The sequence below is a fragment of the Pseudomonas sp. KBS0710 genome (assembly GCF_005938045.2).
Classification (GTDB): Bacteria; Pseudomonadota; Gammaproteobacteria; order Pseudomonadales; family Pseudomonadaceae; genus Aquipseudomonas.
Window position 1 is genome coordinate 891,915 of the sequence record NZ_VCCF02000001.1, and the last position, 16,031, is coordinate 907,945.

Sequence of the window (16,031 nt, forward strand, 5' to 3'; positions counted from 1 at the left end):
AGCGGATTCCGTTGTTTATTCAACTCACTGATTTTTAAGTGTTTATGCCGATGGCGCGGGCCTTGCAACACTGCATGCGTCCGAGTGACAAGGAGTACGGCATGACCCGCACTTATTACGATGAAATGTACGACGGGGCAGGCCAGGTCCGGCCCCATTACCGCGAGTTCGCCCGCTGGTTGGCCGACACGCCGGCCGAATTGCTGGCGCAGCGTCGGCGTGAGGCCGATTTGCTGTTCCACCGCGCCGGCATCACCTTCACGCTGTATGGAGACGAGCAGGGCACCGAGCGCCTGATCCCGTTTGACACCATCCCGCGCAGCATTCCCGCGAGTGAGTGGCGGATGGTCGAGCGTGGCTGCATTCAACGGGTCAAGGCGCTGAACATGTTCCTGGCCGACCTGTACCACGAGCAACGCATCATCAAGGCCGGCATCATCCCCGCCGAACAAGTGCTGGCCAACGACCAATACCAACTGGCCATGCAGGGCTTGAACCTGCACCGCGATCTGTATTCGCACATCTCCGGTGTCGACCTCGTGCGCGACGGTGACGGCACGTACTACGTGCTGGAAGACAATTTGCGCACGCCAAGCGGCGTCAGCTACATGCTGGAAGACCGCAAGATGATGATGCGCCTGTTCCCAGAACTGTTTGCGGCCCAGCGCATTGCGCCCATCGACCACTATCCCAACCTGCTGCTCGACACCCTCAAAAGCTCAAGCCCATTGGATAACCCCAGCGTGGTGGTGCTGACGCCAGGGCGTTTCAACAGTGCATTCTTCGAGCATGCCTTTTTAGCCCGGGAAATGGGCGTGGAACTGGTGGAAGGCGCTGACCTGTTCGTGCGCGACGATCGCGTATTCATGCGCACCACCGACGGCCCCAAGGCGGTGGACGTGATCTACCGTCGCCTCGACGATGCATTCCTCGATCCGCTGGCCTTCAACCCTGATTCGATGCTCGGCGTGCCCGGCCTGCTGGCCGCGTACCGCTCGGGCAATGTGGTGCTGGCCAATGCGATTGGCACCGGGGTGGCGGATGACAAGTCGGTGTATCCGTTCGTGACTGAGATGATCCGTTTTTACCTGGATGAAGAACCGATCCTGCAAAACGTGCCGACCTTTCAATGCCGCAAGCCCGATGAGTTGTCCCACGTGCTGGCCAACCTGCCGGACCTGGTGGTCAAGGAAACCCAAGGCTCCGGCGGCTACGGCATGCTGGTCGGGCCGGCCTCTACGGCGGCGGAAATCGAAGCCTTTCGCGCGCGCATCAAGGCCAAGCCCCATGCCTATATCGCCCAGCCGACCCTGTGTTTATCTACGTGCCCGACCTTTGTGGAAAACGGCATCGCGCCACGGCATATCGACCTGCGCCCATTCGTGTTGTCCGGCAAGGAAACCCGCGTGGTCCCTGGCGGCCTGACCCGCGTGGCGCTGCGTGAAGGTTCGCTGGTGGTTAACTCGTCCCAGGGCGGCGGCACCAAAGACACCTGGGTGGTCGAGGATTGAACCATGTTGAGTAGAACTGCCTCGGATTTGTACTGGATGTCGCGCTACCTGGAGCGTGCGGAAAACCTCGCGCGCATGCTCGATGTCAGCTATTCGCTGTCGCTGATGCCCCAGGACGGGCGCGGCGATGGCCTGCATGAATTGGCCATGCCGCTGTTGATCACCGGCACGCTGGAGGATTACCACGCGCGTCACGGCGAGTTGCATGCCGAGCGCCTGCTGCACTTTTTCGCGCTGGATGCGGCCAACCCGGCGAGCATCTACAGTTGTCTAGGCGCCGCGCGGGCCAGCGCCCATGCAGTACGTGGGCGAATTACCGCCGACATGTGGGAAAACATCAACGCCACCTGGCTGGATATTCGCGATATCGCCCGGCAAGGGCTGAGCCGTTACGGCATGAGCCGGTTTTGTGAATGGGTCAAGGAGCGCTCGCACCTGTTCCGCGGCGCTACCTACGGCACCATCATGCGTAACGATGCGTTTCGCTTTATTCGCCTGGGCACCTTTATCGAGCGTGCCGACAACACTTTGCGCCTGCTCGATGCGCGCTACGAAATGGCCGGCGACCAAGCCGCCGCCGTCACCGACGGCACGGCCCACGCCTACTATCAGTGGAGCGCCTTGCTGCGCGCCTTGTCGTCGTTCGAGGCCTACACCGAGATCTATCGCGACGCGCCCGGCGCTCGGCAAGTGGCTGAATTACTGTTGCTGCGCGCCGACGTCCCGCGCTCGCTAAGGGCGTGCAGCGAAGAGATCGACCAGATCCTCGCCAGCCTGCCAGGCATCAACGGCCGTCCGGCCCAGCGCCTGGCCGCCGAGATGGACGCGCGCCTGCGCTTTACCGCGATTGACGAAATCCTCGAGGAAGGCCTGCACGCCTGGCTGACCGACTTTATCCCCTTGGTGCGCCAGTTGGGCGACGCCATCTACAGTTCCTACCTGGAGGCCGCATGAGACTCTCCATCAGCCACGAAACCACCTACCACTATGAGGACCAGGTGCGTGCCAGCATTCAGTACCTGCGCCTCACGCCCCACGACAGCGAGCGCCAGCATGTGATCAGCTGGCAGCTGGATTTGCCGCGCCCGGTGCGCGCGCAAGTCGACCCGTTCGGCAATATCCTGCACGTGCTGACCCTGGATGAGCCCCACGATGCAATCATCATCGGCGCCCGTGGCCAGGTGGATATCGACGAGTTGCGCGAGGCGGAACACGAGAGCCAGTCAGCGTTTCCGTTTCTGCGCAGCACGCGCCTGACAGAACCCGATGAAGCCTTGCTGGGTTTTGCGCAACAGCACTGCCATCAACGTCGCGACCGCAGCGCGTTGATCGACCTGATGCACGCGCTCAACCAAACCATGGCCTACACGCCCGGCGCCACCGAAGTCGACACCTGCGCCGCCCAGGCCTTTGCCGGTCGGGCGGGTGTTTGCCAGGACCACACCCACGCGTTCCTGGCCTGCGCGCGCAGCCTGGGGATTCCTGCGCGGTATGTGTCGGGGTATTTGTACACCGAAGACAGCACGCACCTGGCCAGCCACGCCTGGGCCGAAGCCTGGCTGGATGACGCCTGGTACAGCTTTGACGTGACCAACCAACTGGCCCGACCGGAGCGGCATTTGAAGCTGGCGGTGGGCCTGGATTACCTGGATGCCTGCCCGGTGCGCGGCATGCGCAGAGGCGGTGGGCATGAGCAGATGCATGCCAAGGTGTTTGTGGCGCCGACACCGGTGATTTCGGTGCAGCAGCAATAGGCACAGCGCTTTCAGTGTGGGAGCTGGCTTGCCTGCGATAACGGTCTGCCAGCCAGCACAGGTGTAGCTGACCCACCGCTATCGCAGGCAAGCCAGCTCCCACATTGGATTTGTGATGGGCTTAGGGTTGTTGCTTACGCCCCGCCATATGCCTCAAGTACCCCACCAGCAAATCCAGCTCGCCATCGGGCAACACACTGGCGCTGAACGCCGGCATCTTCGCCTGTGGCCAATGCCGCAAACTCTGCGGGTCGCGGATGTAACGCTTGAGGAAATCCCCGCTGAAATACTCGGTGGGGTTGTAAGGAATATTCAGGTCCGGCCCTACCTGCGCATCGCCGGCGCCATTGAGCCGATGACATGCCAGGCAATTCTTCTGGAACAGCGCAAAGCCCTGATTGAGCGGGTCATTCACCGCCAGCTTCGGGTCTGGCAACAGCGCCGGGAAGCGTTCAGCCACCGTCTTCAATTGCTTGATCGCGGACACCTGGAACGGCCACTGTTCAGGGCTGATATGCCCGGCTTGCGGGTCGGTCCATACCAGATAGAACGGCCCGGCACTCGGTTTGCCGTCTGCCAGCGCCGGCCACGGCTGGGCCGGGTCTTCCACTGCCAGCCAGGCGCGGGCGCCGTGTTTCTCCAGCAGCGGGGCAGCCGTCAGCTCGGCCGCGAAACCATCCAGTGCCACGGCTTGCAGATGGTTCGCAGGCTTAAGGCCCGGCAGGAGAGAGGCCAGTGGCACGGCGCGGTAGGTCATGGTGCGCTTGTAGGAAACGTCATCAACGATCTGCACCGTCTGCACATCCGGGTGCTTGAGCAGGTCAGCGGTCTGCCAGGTCTTGCGGGTGTGGTCGAGTTCGATGGTCAATTGCGCGGCCGTTGCCGGCAGGGCCAACAGCAAAGCGAGGAAGGCAAGGATCGGTTTCAAGGGAGAGCCCGGTTCGAAGTGGCGGTGGCGCCCACAATACCGGAAATCTGCGCGCAAAAAGACAGCCCCTGCAACAGGACCGCTATGCGCAATGTCCCGGCAGGTGCTGCCAAAAGCTGCAGTCCTGGTGCTGTGTGTGCACGGAATCCGGAGGCTGAATCGTCACCCGATAACCTTGGTTAAATTGGGCAAGATCAGAATCAGTGTGGTGGCGAACAGAATAAGTCCCGCCTGACGTACTTTCGAATGTTTAAACATGGCTGACTGCCTTTTGTTGTTATTCCTGAGCGTCAAATGCGTGCCGATGTATTTCAGTATCGCGAGGTGACGTTGCACTTTTCTTACAACTGCCCCAGCAAAACCCGGCAGCAGCTTCCTACTGATTCAACCTTAGAGCCCTCGTTCTTTGCGGCTTAGATCCATTTCATATCAGCTATTCATCATTTGCGCTAAAAACGGCATGAGGCTTATTGCCATCTTCGCGCCAGCCCCGAGGCTAGACAGCTAAAACGATTAATCAGCAGTTTCCTATAGCTGCCTACCGTTCGTCCGAGCGAGGGGGTCAAAAGCAATGAGCGCATCGGTCATTGAAACCGTGTCAATCGGGCCTGAAGGTAGGCACACACGCACTGGCTGCTCGAGGATGTCATGACCCAAGCTTTGATCTTTGATGCGATACGTACGCCCCGTGGCAAAGGCAAGGCCGATGGTGCCCTGCACAGCGTCAAACCGGTCAACCTGGTGGCGGGCCTGCTGACGGCGCTGGCGCAACGCAGCGACCTCGACACGCGCCAGGTGGATGACATCGTCCTCGGCTGCGTCACCCCGGTGGGCGACCAGGGCGCCGACATCGCCAAGACCGCCGCGCTGGCGGCCGACTGGGACATCAGCGTCGCTGGCGTGCAGATCAATCGCTTCTGCGCTTCGGGCCTGGAAGCGGTGAACCTTGGCGCAATGAAAGTGCGCTCGGGGTTCGAAGACCTGGTGGTGGTCGGCGGTGTCGAGTCGATGTCCCGCGTGCCCATGGGCAGCGACGGCGGCGCCTGGGTGCTCGACCCGCAGACCAATATGCACAGCCACTTCACGCCTCAGGGAATCGGCGCGGACCTGATCGCCACACTGGAAGGCTTCACCCGCCAGGACGTCGACACCTTCGCCCTACAGTCCCAGCAGAAAGCGGCCAGGGCTCGTGCAGACGGTTCCTTCAACAAGTCGCTGATCGCCGTACAGGATCAGAACGGCATCGTGCTGTTGGACCATGATGAATTTATCCGTGGTGACTCGACCCTCGACGGTCTTGGCAAACTCAAACCGAGTTTCGAGATGATGGGTCAGATGGGTTTCGACGCCACCGCGCTGCGGGTCTACAGCCATGTGGAGCGTATCCACCATATACACACGCCGGGAAACAGCTCCGGTATCGTCGACGGCGCTGCGTTGATGCTGATCGGCTCCGAGGCCAAGGGCCGCGAACTGGGGCTGCAACCACGGGCGCGCATCGTCGCCACGGCGGTGACCAGCACCGACCCGACCATCATGCTCACCGGCCCCGCACCGGCGACGCGCAAGGCGTTGGCCAAAGCCGGTCTGCGCGTTGAAGACATCGACCTGTTCGAAGTCAACGAAGCGTTTGCTTCTGTGGTTCTCAAGTTCATCAAAGACATGGGTATCGATGCCGCCCGCGTCAACGTCAACGGCGGCTCCATCGCCATGGGCCACCCGCTGGGCGCCACCGGCTGCGCGATTCTCGGCACCCTGCTCGACGAACTGGAAGCGCGCCAGCAGCGCTACGGCCTGGCCACCCTGTGTGTCGGCGGTGGCATGGGCATCGCCACCATCATCGAACGCCTCTGAGCCCAAGGAATTTGTCATGACCGAAGCCATTCGTTACGAAAAAGGCCAGGACCAGATTGTGGTGCTGACCCTCGACATGCCCGGCCAGAGCGCCAACACCATGAACGGCGTGTACCGCGAGGCCATGGCGGCCACCGTCACACGTCTTGAGGCGGAAAAGGCCGACATCGCCGGCGTGGTTATCACCTCAGCGAAGAAGACTTTTTTCGCCGGTGGCGACCTCAATGAATTGATCAAAGTCGACAAAGCCCACGCCAAGGATTTCTACGACAGCGTGCTGGTGTTGAAAGCGCAACTGCGCCGCCTGGAAACCCTTGGTAAACCGGTGGTGGCTGCGATCAATGGCGCAGCGCTAGGCGGTGGTTGGGAGATTTGCCTGGCGTGTCATTACCGCGTTGCGCTGGATGACAAATCCACCCAGCTTGGCCTGCCGGAAGTCACCCTGGGCCTGTTACCGGGCGGCGGCGGGGTAGTGCGCATGGTGCGCATGCTGGGGTTGGAAAAGGCCTTGCCGTATTTGCTGGAAGGTAAAAAAGTACGGCCGCAGCAGGCGTTGCAGGCGGGTTTGATCAATGAGCTGGCGGCGAACCGCGATGAACTGCTGGCCAAGTCCCGCGCCTGGATTTTGGCCAATCCCGAGGCCAGGCAACCGTGGGACAACAAGGGATACCAGATTCCCGGTGGCACGCCGTCAAACCCAAAAGTTGCGCAAATGCTGGCCATCGCGCCGTCGATTTTGCGCAGTAAAACCAATGGCTGCTTCCCCGCGCCGGAGAAAATTCTGTGTGCGGCTGTGGAAGGTGCCCAAGTGGATTTCGACACCGCGCACTTGATCGAAACCCGCTACTTCACTGAGCTGGTCACCGGGCAAGTGGCGAAAAACATGATCGGTACCTTCTGGTTCCAGCTCAATGAAATCAACGCCGGCAGCTCACGGCCCAAAGGTTTTGCCCCTTATGTCACGCGTAAGGTGGGCGTGCTGGGCGCCGGGATGATGGGCGCAGGCATTGCTTATGTGAGCGCCTGTGCGGGCGTCGAGGTGGTGCTCAAGGACATCAATCTGGCGGCGGCCGAGAAGGGCAAGGCGCATTCGGCGGCGCTGCTGGACAAGAAAGTCAGCCGTGGGCAATTGACCGCTGAACAGCGGGAAAGCACCTTGGCGCGGATTCATCCTACGGCCTCTGATGCCGACCTGGCCAGTTGCGACCTGATTATCGAAGCCGTGTACGAAGACCGTGAACTCAAAGCCAAAGTCACGGCGGCGGCGCAAAGCGTGGTCGGCAGCGAGGCCGTGATCGCCTCCAATACTTCTACCTTGCCCATCAGTGGCCTGGCGACCGCGGTGCCCGATCAAGGCAAATTCATTGGCCTGCATTTCTTCAGCCCCGTCGACAAGATGCCGCTGGTGGAAATCATCAAGGGCGCCCACACAAGCGACGAAACCCTGGCCCGGGGTTTTGATTTTGTACTGCAAATCAAGAAAACCCCGATCGTGGTCAACGACAGCCGTGGCTTCTTCACCTCGCGGGTGTTCGGCACCTTCACCAACGAAGGCATCGCCATGCTCGGCGAAGGCGTGGCCGCGCCGATGATCGAAACCGAAGCGCGCAAGGCCGGTATGCCAGTGGGGCCGTTGGCGGTGTCGGATGAAGTTTCCCTCAGCTTGATGAGCCATATCCGACAGCAGACGGCGAAGGATCTGCAAGCCGAAGGCAAAGCGCTGCCGACTCATCCGGCGACGGCTGTGATCGATCTATTGGTGAATGAATACAAGCGCACGGGCAAGGCGGCAGGCGGCGGTTTTTACGACTACCCCGCAGGCGGGCACAAGCATCTGTGGCCCGAGCTGAAAACCCGCTTTGAACAACCCGGCAAACAGATCTCAGCGCAGGATGTGCGCGACCGTTTACTGTTTATCCAGGCGATTGAAACCGTGCGGTGTGTGGAGGAGGGCGTGTTGCTGTCCACGGCAGACGCCAACGTCGGCTCGATCTTCGGCATTGGCTTTGCCGCATGGAGTGGCGGCGCGCTGCAGTTTATCAACCAGTATGGCTTGAACGACTTTATTGCCCGGGCGCGCTACCTGGCCGAGCAATACGGGGCGCGGTTCTCGCCGCCAGCGTTGTTGCTTGATAAGGCTGCACGGGACGAAGCCTTCCGGTGATCAAAATGTGGGAGCGGGCTTGCTCGCGAAGACGGTGGGTCAGATAAGGCTGATGTTGACTGGCACACCGCCCTCCCACAGGAGACTTGCTTTGCAGGCACATTTCAAGGCAGGCTCTGGGCTGTGCATTATTCCCATCACCGTGTCAGGTATTTTTTATGTCGCTACGCGTCTGTATCCTGGAAACCGATATCCTGCGTCCAGGCTTGATCGATCAATACCAAGGGTACGGGCAGATGTTCAAGCGCCTGTTCTCCAAGCAACCGATTGCCGCCGAATTTGTCATCTACAACGTGGTGCAGGGCGAATACCCGCCTGCTGACGAGGTGTTTGACGCCTACCTGATCACCGGCAGCAAGGCCGACTCCTTCGGCACCGACCCATGGATCCAAACCCTCAAAACCTACGTACTCGAACGCTATGAGCGTGGCGACAAGCTGCTGGGCGTGTGCTTCGGTCACCAGCTACTCGCGCTGCTGCTGGGCGGCAAAACCGAACGCGCCAGCCAAGGCTGGGGCATGGGCATCCACGACTACAAGCTCAACGCCAAGGCGCCATGGATGAGCCCGGTGGTGGAAGAACTGACCTTGCTGATCAGCCACCAGGACCAGGTCACCGCGCTGCCGGACAACGCCACGGTGATCGCCTCCAGCGATTTTTGCCCGTATGCCGCGTACCACATCGAAGACCAGGTGCTGTGCTTCCAGGGCCACCCGGAGTTTATCCACGACTATTCCCGCGAGTTACTGGAGATTCTTCAGACAACCCTGGGCGAAAAGGTCTACACCCACGGCGTGGCCAGCCTTGCGCGTGACCACCACGGTGCCACCGTGGCGGAATGGATGATGCGCTTTGTCGCCCACAAGCCAGAGGCTGCGGTTTAAAGCCAGCCCGAGCGTTTAAAACTGGCCCACAAACTGGTGCAGCCCACCGCAATAAACCCGAGCACCGCAAAATAGCCGTAGTGCCATTGCAGCTCGGGCATGTTCTGGAAGTTCATCCCGTAAATCCCCGCCACCGCCGTGGGGAACGCCAGAATCGCCGCCCACGCGGCGAACTTGCGCTGCACCACGCTTTGCCGTGAGGCCTCCAGCAACACACCGATCTCGATGGTCTGGCTGGCGATGTCGCGCAGGGTGGTGAGGTCTTCCATCTGCCGCGTCACGTGGATCTGCACATCGCGAAAATACGGGCGCATGTTTTTGTCGATAAACGGGAAGCTGAGCTTCTGCAGTTCCTGGCTGATCTCCACCATCGGCGCCACATAACGCTTGAGCCGCAGCACATCGCGGCGCAGGCCGTGCAGGTTCTGTATATCGCGCTCGCTCAGGGAACTGCACAGTACGTTGCGCTCCAGCTCATCAATCTCGGCGTGGATCGCTTCGCTCACCGGCTGGTAGTTTTCGGTGACGAAATCCAGCAGCGCATAGAGTACGAAATCTTCCCCATGCTCCAGCAATAACGGCCGCGCCTCACAGCGCTGGCGCACAAAGCCGTAGGACGCCGAGTGACCGTTGCGGGCAGTGATGATATAGCCGTTGCCGGCGAAGATATGGGTTTCGATAAACTCCAGCTTGCCGTTCTCGCGCACCGGTGAGTAGGTAACGATAAACAGCGCATCGCCGAAGGTTTCAAGCTTGGGGCGGCTGTGTTTTTCCAGGGCGTCTTCGATGGCCAGTTCATGCAGGTTGAACTGGCGTTGCAGGTTGGCCAGCTCCTGGGCGCTGGGTTCTTCCAGGCCGATCCACACAAAATGGTCGGGTTTGGCGGCCCACGCGGCGCCTTCGTCGAGGGTGATATCCGTGACTTTCTTACCGGCGCTATAAACGGCCGCCGCAACAACTCTACCCATGGTGCTGATCGCTTCTTATTAGGAGGACAGGTGTTGGGCAGCTTAGCTGGAGGCGAGTTCTATTGTTGCGGCATTTTGCAGTTCGCGGTCCATTGCCGCGATGCAGTCTTCCATCTGCGCCTGACAGGTCTGCATCAACGCTGGGATGTCATCCGAAGTCAGCCCACAGGTAGGAATCGGCGGCAAAGAGCGTATGAGCACATCACCGCTGTTCCAGCGATTGAGCTGCATATGCTTGACGTAAGTGCTGGCACACACCTGAACGATCGGCACACCGGCCGCAATCGCCATATGGAACGCGCCTTTCTTGAATGGCAGCAAGCCATTGCCCAAGTTGCGCGTGCCTTCTGCGAACACCCAAATAGAGGTGTCCTTATGCTGCAAGGTCTGTGTGGTAGTGAGCATCGCCCGGCGCGCCTTGTGCGCATTACCGCGGTCAATCAACACATTGCCCGCCAGCCAGAACAACTGGCCGAACAACGGCACCCACTTCAGACTCTTTTTGGCGATACACACGGTGCGATGGGGCACCACGTTGCCGAATATAAACAGGTCATAGTTGGACTGATGGTTGGCGATGACCACACAGGTGCCGGGCTTGTTACGCAACGAGTCGACATCGGCCTTCAGGTGCAAGCCCAGAATACGCATGGCAGGCAACGCATACAGGCGAGCACACAGGCGGCTGTTGTCCGGGTTGAACGGCCGGCAAACACCCAAAAGCACGCCCAATAAGCCGGCGACCATAAAGTGCAGGCCCATCAACAACATACGTAACAGAAAAAGCATCGGCACAGCCCATCGGGACAAAAGGTGGCGCAGTGTACGGATGTGCACTGTATTCGGCAATTGCCCCTACAGACGTAGGAGATAGGCGATGTTTAAGCACATGTTTCAACGTATGCCGACATCGCCCGACTAGAGCGGCTAAAGACGCTGCGGATTTATTTGTAAGAAAAAGCCCGACTCAAGGTCGGGCTTTGGCAAATCAGCTACAGGGCATTAGCCCAGGTTGTGGCCCTGATCCTGAATAATTGCGTCATCCAGGGCTTCCAACAGTGCCTTACGCACCTTCAGCTTGGTGTGCTTGTGGGCATTCATATTGATCTTCTTCAACTGCCGCGCCGCTTCCAGGGCGGCTGCGTGCAACTCATCCGGCGCCACCACCTTATCCAGGAAGCCAGCCCCCAATGCGCCTTGCGGGTCAAACATCTCGGCATTGATCACCGAACGATGAAACGCAGATTTACGCAGACGGTCCCGCGCCAACTCGATACCGGCGTGGTGCATGGTCATGCCGATCGCCACTTCGTTCAGGCCAATGCTGAACGGGCCTTCCACGCCGATCCGGTAATCGGCCGACAACAGTAGGAACGCACCCTTGGCCACCGCATGCCCAGGGCACGCCACAATCACCGGAAATGGGTGCGACAACAAACGCCGCGCCAACGTCGAGCCCGACGTCACCAGGCTAATGGCTTCTTTAGGCCCGGCCGTCATCACCTTCAAATCATAACCACCCGACAGAATCCCCGGCGTACCGGTGATGATCACCACCGCACGATCCTTCTCGGCCTGATCCAGCGCAGCGTTGAACTCAGCAACCACTGCCGGAGAAATGGCGTTTACCTTGCCGTTGCTCAAGGTCAGGGTCGCGATACCGTCTTCGAGGTGGTAGGCAATCAACTCACTCATGACGCGGTTCCTTGTAGGAATTGTTATAGATAGGCTGTTAATAGAAGCGCATGCGCAGACGTTACCCACCACGCCCGCCCCGGTAAAGCGCCGTGACTGACTACACAGTCAGACTTTTCCCGCATTCCCAAGGGTAGACGGCCCGCAGCAGGGCACAGCCGCCGCGCCAGACGCCCGCAACCGATGCCCAAGAATGGCAGATTCACCACCCTTCGCCGGGCGAGCAATGGCATATCCGTCTAAGCGCATGAAAATTCTGAAAAAAACCTTTGCCATCAGAAAGGCTTTCGACTACATTAGCGCGCCTCGACAGACTGAACTGGTTTGACGAGATACGGTGAAGTGTCCGAGTGGCTTAAGGAGCACGCCTGGAAAGTGTGTATACAAGAAATTGTATCGAGAGTTCGAATCTCTCCTTCACCGCCACATTATGAAAACGCAAACCCCTGATTTTCCTAGAGAAAGTCGGGGGTTTGTGGTTTTTTGCGTTCGAAAAATGGCCCCATGGGACCGTCATGGGACTGGCGCCTCTTTTTGGTGCGAAGTGCGGGCTTAATGAGCGAGTTACAAGAGGGCATAAGTGCTATCGCACGATTGATTCTGAATGATTGGCGCTTATCTTTATTTTTGAATGGGCGGTAGCCGACTTAGCTGGTGCTTACCATCGTTTGCCTGTGCGTCAGGATTACATTTATTCGCGCGATGGCTTACCTTCCTATCGGTCTATTTTCTATACTCGACCACTATTTAAAGGAGCATTGACATGAGTTTTGAAGGGATTGTTGAGATTTTTACCACTGACCTGGACGAGGCGGTAAATGCATATTTAAAGGACGGATGGGAGCTGTTAGCTATCAATCCTGGAAAGGAGTATCCGATGTATTCCGTCGGTCGCCGCGGAACAAAGAAGGGTAAGCTGAAAATTAGCTCTGAAGCACTAAAAAAGGCGTCAAGAAAAAGCTGATGTCAGAATGCGGGTTAACCGTGTAATGAATAGAAAGGACAGTGTCGGATGGTCGTTATGATTACAATAGGCCATCATCACAAGGAGAGGTAGATCATGAAGCTGCATCATTACGCGTTTTCATTTAAAGAAACCCAACATAATGGCGAGCGGACTGCTGCCGTCTCCATGGGTGTGCCAAACCCTCGGGTGACAGCGGCCGCTATTTCAAAGGCGAGGGCTGGCGCCGGTATGACTTCTGGCGCGGTACTATTGTCAGTGTCCTACCTAGGTCATATGACTATGGAAGAGTTCCAAAACGAGGCGGAGTAATCTGCAGGATTACCAATAACGCCGCTTATGTTCAAAAGGCCCCCACACCCGTGCCAGGTGTGGGGGCCTTTTTTATTGGCGCCGGAAACCAGTCACCCCTAGACTGGTCTACCACACCCCCCTCTAGTGGTGTTACGTACCTGTAACCACTGTCGCCAAGGAGACGACTTGTGAATCCTGTTCTCGATCCCCAAACCCAGCACGCTCTGGAACAGTTGCTGACGACCGCCCAGTACGACACCGAACAAGGCCGTGTGGTGGCCAGTTTTCTGTTGAGCTGGTGGCGCGCGGAGGAACACGGCGGGTTTGCCCTGACCGACGTTTGGATTCTCGATCAAGAGCTGGCCGAAGCCTGCGCTTTGCTGTTTTCGTGGATAGCGGTTAACCATGTGGCACCCGGCGTACTTGGCTTTGCAGTGCCCTTTGAGGCGCTGGCCAGCGCCTGGCGGGATCGAGTATGAGCATCGTGTTTTCGCAAAGTGGAGTCAATTTGCCAGATTTGATCCGCACCAAATTGGCCAAGCACCTGGCTCAATTGGGGCGGGCGACGGATTTACACGCTCTGGAACTCACACAGGAGCGCGCCGAAGGTTTTGTGGAAGGGCTGGAAGCCTCGCGAGCGTTGACCCCGGCCACCATTGAGGAATTGTATATCGCCGTTGAGGCCGCAACAGTACGGCGTCGCCGGGAGCTAACACCATGAACGGCGAGTCGATCCAGTCAGACACTTTAAGCGCCTTGGTCAGCCAACATGCAATTCGCGAAACGGTGGTGGGCCGCGTGGCGGGTGATAGCCGCAAGTGGACCCTATCTGTTCGCTTGGGCGGATCCACTGCGCGGCTGATACCCGTGCGATCACGCCGTGAGCCGTTGCGCACCTGGTCGAGTCTCACCGCCGTGGGCCGGTTCGCCGAAGCCGTGGGGCTTACTGGATTCAGTGTAGAGCTGTGACCGGTGAAAGCTTCAAGGCAAGCTGTAGCATCCCCACCACGTCTGGCCCATCCTCGTTAATCCACGTTCCATAATGCTGGCGGATCATATTGCCGTTGGTATGCCCCATCTGTTCTGCGATCCAATCAATTGAGGCAATGCCTGTGGTCAGCAACTGACTGGCGTAGGTGTGTCGGCACTGTCCAGGCCCACGATAGCGGACCCCTGCCGAGAGTAAGTGCGCTTTGAAAAAGCGGTCACGCACGACAAAATCGTTAGCGTGTGGCAATCCGCTTTTGGTGTTCAAGAACACAAAATGCAGCGTGTGCCGGCGCACGGTTTTATTGTCCCGTTCGACGATTTCAACAGTTTCAGCTTTTCTTTTGCGGGTCAGCGCATCGACCTTGCGCAACGCTTCCCACGCCGGCGCTAATAAACGAACCTTGCGCATCGAACGCCGGGTCTTCGTGACGCGGTAAGCGCCGCGTACCTTCGATCGGCGAAAGGTCACCGTGCCTTGTGCCAGGTCGACGTCCTCCCACGCTAAGGCGATGGTTTCAGACACACGAGGACCGGCCCAAATCATGAACTCCACCATCAACAACTCAAGCGTGCGGGTGGTCGGCGTTTCGAGGATCTGTTTAATTTCCGCTCGGGTAAACGGGTCAGGTGCTTCGGGATCGGGCAGGCGCACCATCAAGCCTTCGGTGGGATCGTGCGCGACTTTCATCCGCGTGCGGTAGAGCCGGAACACCTGGCGCACGTTGCTGATGATGTCGCGGATGGTCTTGTTTTTGAGGGTTTTTGACAGAGTGCCCTGGATCCACTCCTGCAGGTCCAAGTGATCGATCGCATTGATCTGCACTTTGCCCCAGCGCGGTCGCACATGCACTTCGGCCTTGTTGGCGTAGCCTCGGTAGCTCGATGCCGCGACGCTGTTGGCTTTGATCCGCAACCATATGTCCAGGTAATGACCGAAGGTGTTTTCCACCAGCCTGGCTGAATTGGGGAAGTGGCGTGCGTAGTCGAAGGTGCCCGATTGGATTTCATATTCGATGATGGCGAGCAAGCGTTTGGCCTGGGCGATGTTCGCCGGTGTGTTCCCTCCAGGTAACGATTCGCGGCATTTATCGCCGTCGTATTGAAAATAGATTCTCACGGAATTACCGCGAGCTTCGACCCCACTCATGTAAACCCCTAACGCTGTACTCGTATAACGACAGTCTGACGATCGGAAACAAAAAGGCCCGTTTCCGGGCCAAGTATCTGGAAGCGCATCTTCTGGTGGACGTGGCTTATGGCTTGGGCTTGCGGTTGCGCAAATGGGCATTCAGCAACTGGCGCCGCCGGCTGCACTTCAGGTGATTGCCCTGGGCGCGCCAATGGCCGCATTGGTCGCAAACGCTGGTGTAGTCGATGTTCCAGGGAAAGCGCCGCGCCGGCGATGTGTCTGAGCGGTTAGGCATGACGCGTGGCCTTCCGGGTTTGTGAGTGGGAGAGCAGTCTGGCAACCACGGCCGCATCGGTGGCACTCAGTTCGCCCAGGGTGCGTGCCATCTCGCTGAGGCTTTCGAGACGAGTTCTGGCCTCGGGGGTTTTGTGCACCAGGTAGCCAATGACGGCCGCGCCGATAATCGCGGTCGCCACCAGGTGCCGCGCCGGTGTGGTAGCCTTCGTGCCGCTGCTGCTTTGGTTCTGTGCTTGCATGGTATAGCCCTCAGTGGTGGTCGGGTGTCGGGGAGCTGCAACTCCTCGACACTGCTTCTTTAAAGTCAGTCCTTACGCGCCAGGTGGATCACCAGGTCATCAAAATTCGGTTCATGCTCAATGCATGATTGCCACTCCAGCACTCTCAAAATCTGTTGCCTACTGCAGTCGTCCACCAGGATTGCGCGCTGGTCACCGACTGCCCGGACTTCCAGAATCTCCAACAGGCCATCCTCCCCATAAGCACCTGCGTGGATAATCGGCGCGCTTACGCCTGTGAGTTCCAGGCGGTCCTGCACGGCCTGCAGCTTGTTGTTATTGCCGTCGCCGGCACTGCCCATAAACACTTGGATTTGCATC

At 58.8% G+C, this 16,031-nt stretch carries 18 protein-coding genes and 1 tRNA gene; 11 read left to right on the forward strand and 8 right to left on the reverse strand.

Annotation, left to right across the window (positions count from 1 at the left end; translation table 11 throughout):
* Positions 1-101: 101 nt before the first annotated feature.
* From FFI16_RS04225 to FFI16_RS04235, 3 genes are read left to right on the forward strand one after another with little or no spacing between them, the layout of a single operon-like run.
* Positions 102-1,511, forward strand: coding sequence for a circularly permuted type 2 ATP-grasp protein (locus FFI16_RS04225; RefSeq protein ID WP_138814264.1), 1,410 nt, complete (start codon positions 102-104; stop codon positions 1,509-1,511).
* Between the two features lie 3 nt (positions 1,512-1,514).
* Complete coding sequence (locus FFI16_RS04230; RefSeq protein ID WP_138814265.1) at positions 1,515-2,465, forward strand: alpha-E domain-containing protein; 951 nt, start codon at positions 1,515-1,517, stop codon at positions 2,463-2,465.
* The gene (locus FFI16_RS04235) at positions 2,462-3,265 is read left to right on the forward strand and encodes a transglutaminase family protein (protein ID WP_138814266.1); all 804 of its coding nucleotides are present in this window, start codon (positions 2,462-2,464) and stop codon (positions 3,263-3,265) included. The genes FFI16_RS04230 and FFI16_RS04235 overlap by 4 nt, the downstream gene beginning before the upstream one ends.
* A 121-nt stretch (positions 3,266-3,386) precedes the next feature.
* Here FFI16_RS04235 and FFI16_RS04240 read toward each other — a convergent pair whose 3' ends face one another.
* Positions 3,387-4,193, reverse strand: coding sequence for a cytochrome c (locus tag FFI16_RS04240; RefSeq protein WP_138814267.1), 807 nt, complete (start codon positions 4,191-4,193; stop codon positions 3,387-3,389).
* Positions 4,194-4,841: 648 nt separating this feature from the next.
* Here FFI16_RS04240 and FFI16_RS04245 point away from each other — a divergent pair.
* The 3 genes from FFI16_RS04245 (at position 4,842) to FFI16_RS04255 (ending at position 9,095) form a co-directional block, all read left to right on the forward strand.
* Positions 4,842-6,047, forward strand: a complete 1,206-nt coding sequence (locus FFI16_RS04245; RefSeq protein ID WP_138814268.1) for an acetyl-CoA C-acetyltransferase — start codon at positions 4,842-4,844, stop codon at positions 6,045-6,047.
* 16 nt (positions 6,048-6,063) lie between these two features.
* Positions 6,064-8,211, forward strand: a complete 2,148-nt coding sequence (locus FFI16_RS04250; RefSeq protein ID WP_138814269.1) for a 3-hydroxyacyl-CoA dehydrogenase NAD-binding domain-containing protein — start codon at positions 6,064-6,066, stop codon at positions 8,209-8,211.
* 158 nt (positions 8,212-8,369) lie between these two features.
* Entirely contained in the window at positions 8,370-9,095 is a 726-nt protein-coding gene (locus FFI16_RS04255) for an amidotransferase (protein WP_138814270.1), read from the forward strand.
* Here the strand turns inward: FFI16_RS04255 and FFI16_RS04260 are convergent.
* The 3 genes from FFI16_RS04260 to FFI16_RS04270 form a co-directional block, all read right to left on the reverse strand.
* The gene (locus FFI16_RS04260) at positions 9,092-10,063 is read right to left on the reverse strand and encodes a magnesium and cobalt transport protein CorA (RefSeq protein WP_058420797.1); all 972 of its coding nucleotides are present in this window, start codon (positions 10,061-10,063) and stop codon (positions 9,092-9,094) included. The genes FFI16_RS04255 and FFI16_RS04260 overlap by 4 nt on opposite strands.
* A gap of 42 nt (positions 10,064-10,105) precedes the next feature.
* Positions 10,106-10,852, reverse strand: coding sequence for a 1-acyl-sn-glycerol-3-phosphate acyltransferase (locus FFI16_RS04265; protein WP_138814271.1), 747 nt, complete (start codon positions 10,850-10,852; stop codon positions 10,106-10,108).
* A gap of 213 nt (positions 10,853-11,065) precedes the next feature.
* Entirely contained in the window at positions 11,066-11,758 is a 693-nt protein-coding gene (locus FFI16_RS04270) for a crotonase/enoyl-CoA hydratase family protein (protein WP_138814272.1), read from the reverse strand.
* A 336-nt stretch (positions 11,759-12,094) separates the two neighbouring features.
* On the opposite strand from FFI16_RS04270, the gene FFI16_RS04275 reads away from it, so the two are divergent.
* From FFI16_RS04275 to FFI16_RS04295, 5 genes are all read left to right on the forward strand, one after another.
* Positions 12,095-12,184: transfer RNA gene (locus FFI16_RS04275), tRNA-Ser, on the forward strand.
* Positions 12,185-12,521: 337 nt separating this feature from the next.
* Positions 12,522-12,722: a hypothetical protein gene (locus FFI16_RS04280; protein WP_138814273.1), complete on the forward strand. Its 201-nt coding sequence runs from the start codon at positions 12,522-12,524 to the stop codon at positions 12,720-12,722.
* Positions 12,723-12,818: 96 nt separating this feature from the next.
* On the forward strand, positions 12,819-13,034 hold the full coding sequence (locus tag FFI16_RS04285; RefSeq protein WP_138814274.1) for a hypothetical protein: 216 nt from the start codon (positions 12,819-12,821) through the stop codon (positions 13,032-13,034).
* A gap of 170 nt (positions 13,035-13,204) precedes the next feature.
* A complete protein-coding gene (locus FFI16_RS04290; protein WP_138814275.1) occupies positions 13,205-13,495 on the forward strand; it encodes a hypothetical protein in 291 nt (96 codons plus the stop codon).
* Positions 13,492-13,737 carry a hypothetical protein gene (locus FFI16_RS04295; protein WP_138814276.1) on the forward strand — a complete coding sequence of 82 codons (246 nt, stop codon included), beginning with the start codon at positions 13,492-13,494 and terminating at the stop codon, positions 13,735-13,737. The genes FFI16_RS04290 and FFI16_RS04295 overlap by 4 nt, the downstream gene beginning before the upstream one ends.
* A gap of 231 nt (positions 13,738-13,968) precedes the next feature.
* Here FFI16_RS04295 and FFI16_RS04305 read toward each other — a convergent pair whose 3' ends face one another.
* From FFI16_RS04305 to FFI16_RS04315, 4 genes are all read right to left on the reverse strand, one after another.
* Entirely contained in the window at positions 13,969-15,153 is a 1,185-nt protein-coding gene (locus tag FFI16_RS04305) for an Arm DNA-binding domain-containing protein (protein ID WP_138814278.1), read from the reverse strand.
* Between the two features lie 106 nt (positions 15,154-15,259).
* Positions 15,260-15,430 carry a hypothetical protein gene (locus FFI16_RS30420; protein WP_163005469.1) on the reverse strand — a complete coding sequence of 57 codons (171 nt, stop codon included), beginning with the start codon at positions 15,428-15,430 and terminating at the stop codon, positions 15,260-15,262.
* Positions 15,423-15,611: a hypothetical protein gene (locus tag FFI16_RS04310; RefSeq protein WP_371923597.1), complete on the reverse strand. Its 189-nt coding sequence runs from the start codon at positions 15,609-15,611 to the stop codon at positions 15,423-15,425. Before FFI16_RS04310 ends, FFI16_RS30420 begins: the two co-directional genes overlap by 8 nt.
* A gap of 125 nt (positions 15,612-15,736) precedes the next feature.
* Positions 15,737-16,030 (reverse strand): hypothetical protein, encoded by a 294-nt coding sequence (locus FFI16_RS04315; protein WP_138814280.1) that lies wholly within the window; start codon positions 16,028-16,030, stop codon positions 15,737-15,739.
* Position 16,031: the final 1 nt, after the last annotated feature.

Excerpts from the sequence above, each read along its gene's own strand:
- FFI16_RS04225 (WP_138814264.1), top strand. The coding sequence starts at position 102 with ATGACCCGCACTTATTACGATGAAATGTACGACGGGGCAGGCCAGGTC.
- FFI16_RS04230 (WP_138814265.1), top strand. The coding sequence starts at position 1,515 with ATGTTGAGTAGAACTGCCTCGGATTTGTACTGGATGTCGCGCTACCTG.
- FFI16_RS04235 (WP_138814266.1), top strand. The coding sequence starts at position 2,462 with ATGAGACTCTCCATCAGCCACGAAACCACCTACCACTATGAGGACCAG.
- FFI16_RS04245 (WP_138814268.1), top strand. The coding sequence starts at position 4,842 with ATGACCCAAGCTTTGATCTTTGATGCGATACGTACGCCCCGTGGCAAA.
- FFI16_RS04250 (WP_138814269.1), top strand. The coding sequence starts at position 6,064 with ATGACCGAAGCCATTCGTTACGAAAAAGGCCAGGACCAGATTGTGGTG.
- FFI16_RS04255 (WP_138814270.1), top strand. The coding sequence starts at position 8,370 with ATGTCGCTACGCGTCTGTATCCTGGAAACCGATATCCTGCGTCCAGGC.
- FFI16_RS04260 (WP_058420797.1), bottom strand. The coding sequence starts at position 10,063 with ATGGGTAGAGTTGTTGCGGCGGCCGTTTATAGCGCCGGTAAGAAAGTC.
- FFI16_RS04265 (WP_138814271.1), bottom strand. The coding sequence starts at position 10,852 with ATGCTTTTTCTGTTACGTATGTTGTTGATGGGCCTGCACTTTATGGTC.
- FFI16_RS04270 (WP_138814272.1), bottom strand. The coding sequence starts at position 11,758 with ATGAGTGAGTTGATTGCCTACCACCTCGAAGACGGTATCGCGACCCTG.
- FFI16_RS04280 (WP_138814273.1), top strand. The coding sequence starts at position 12,522 with ATGAGTTTTGAAGGGATTGTTGAGATTTTTACCACTGACCTGGACGAG.
- FFI16_RS04285 (WP_138814274.1), top strand. The coding sequence starts at position 12,819 with ATGAAGCTGCATCATTACGCGTTTTCATTTAAAGAAACCCAACATAAT.
- FFI16_RS04295 (WP_138814276.1), top strand. The coding sequence starts at position 13,492 with ATGAGCATCGTGTTTTCGCAAAGTGGAGTCAATTTGCCAGATTTGATC.
- FFI16_RS04305 (WP_138814278.1), bottom strand. The coding sequence starts at position 15,153 with ATGAGTGGGGTCGAAGCTCGCGGTAATTCCGTGAGAATCTATTTTCAA.
- FFI16_RS30420 (WP_163005469.1), bottom strand. The coding sequence starts at position 15,430 with ATGCCTAACCGCTCAGACACATCGCCGGCGCGGCGCTTTCCCTGGAAC.
- FFI16_RS04315 (WP_138814280.1), bottom strand. The coding sequence starts at position 16,030 with ATGCAAATCCAAGTGTTTATGGGCAGTGCCGGCGACGGCAATAACAAC.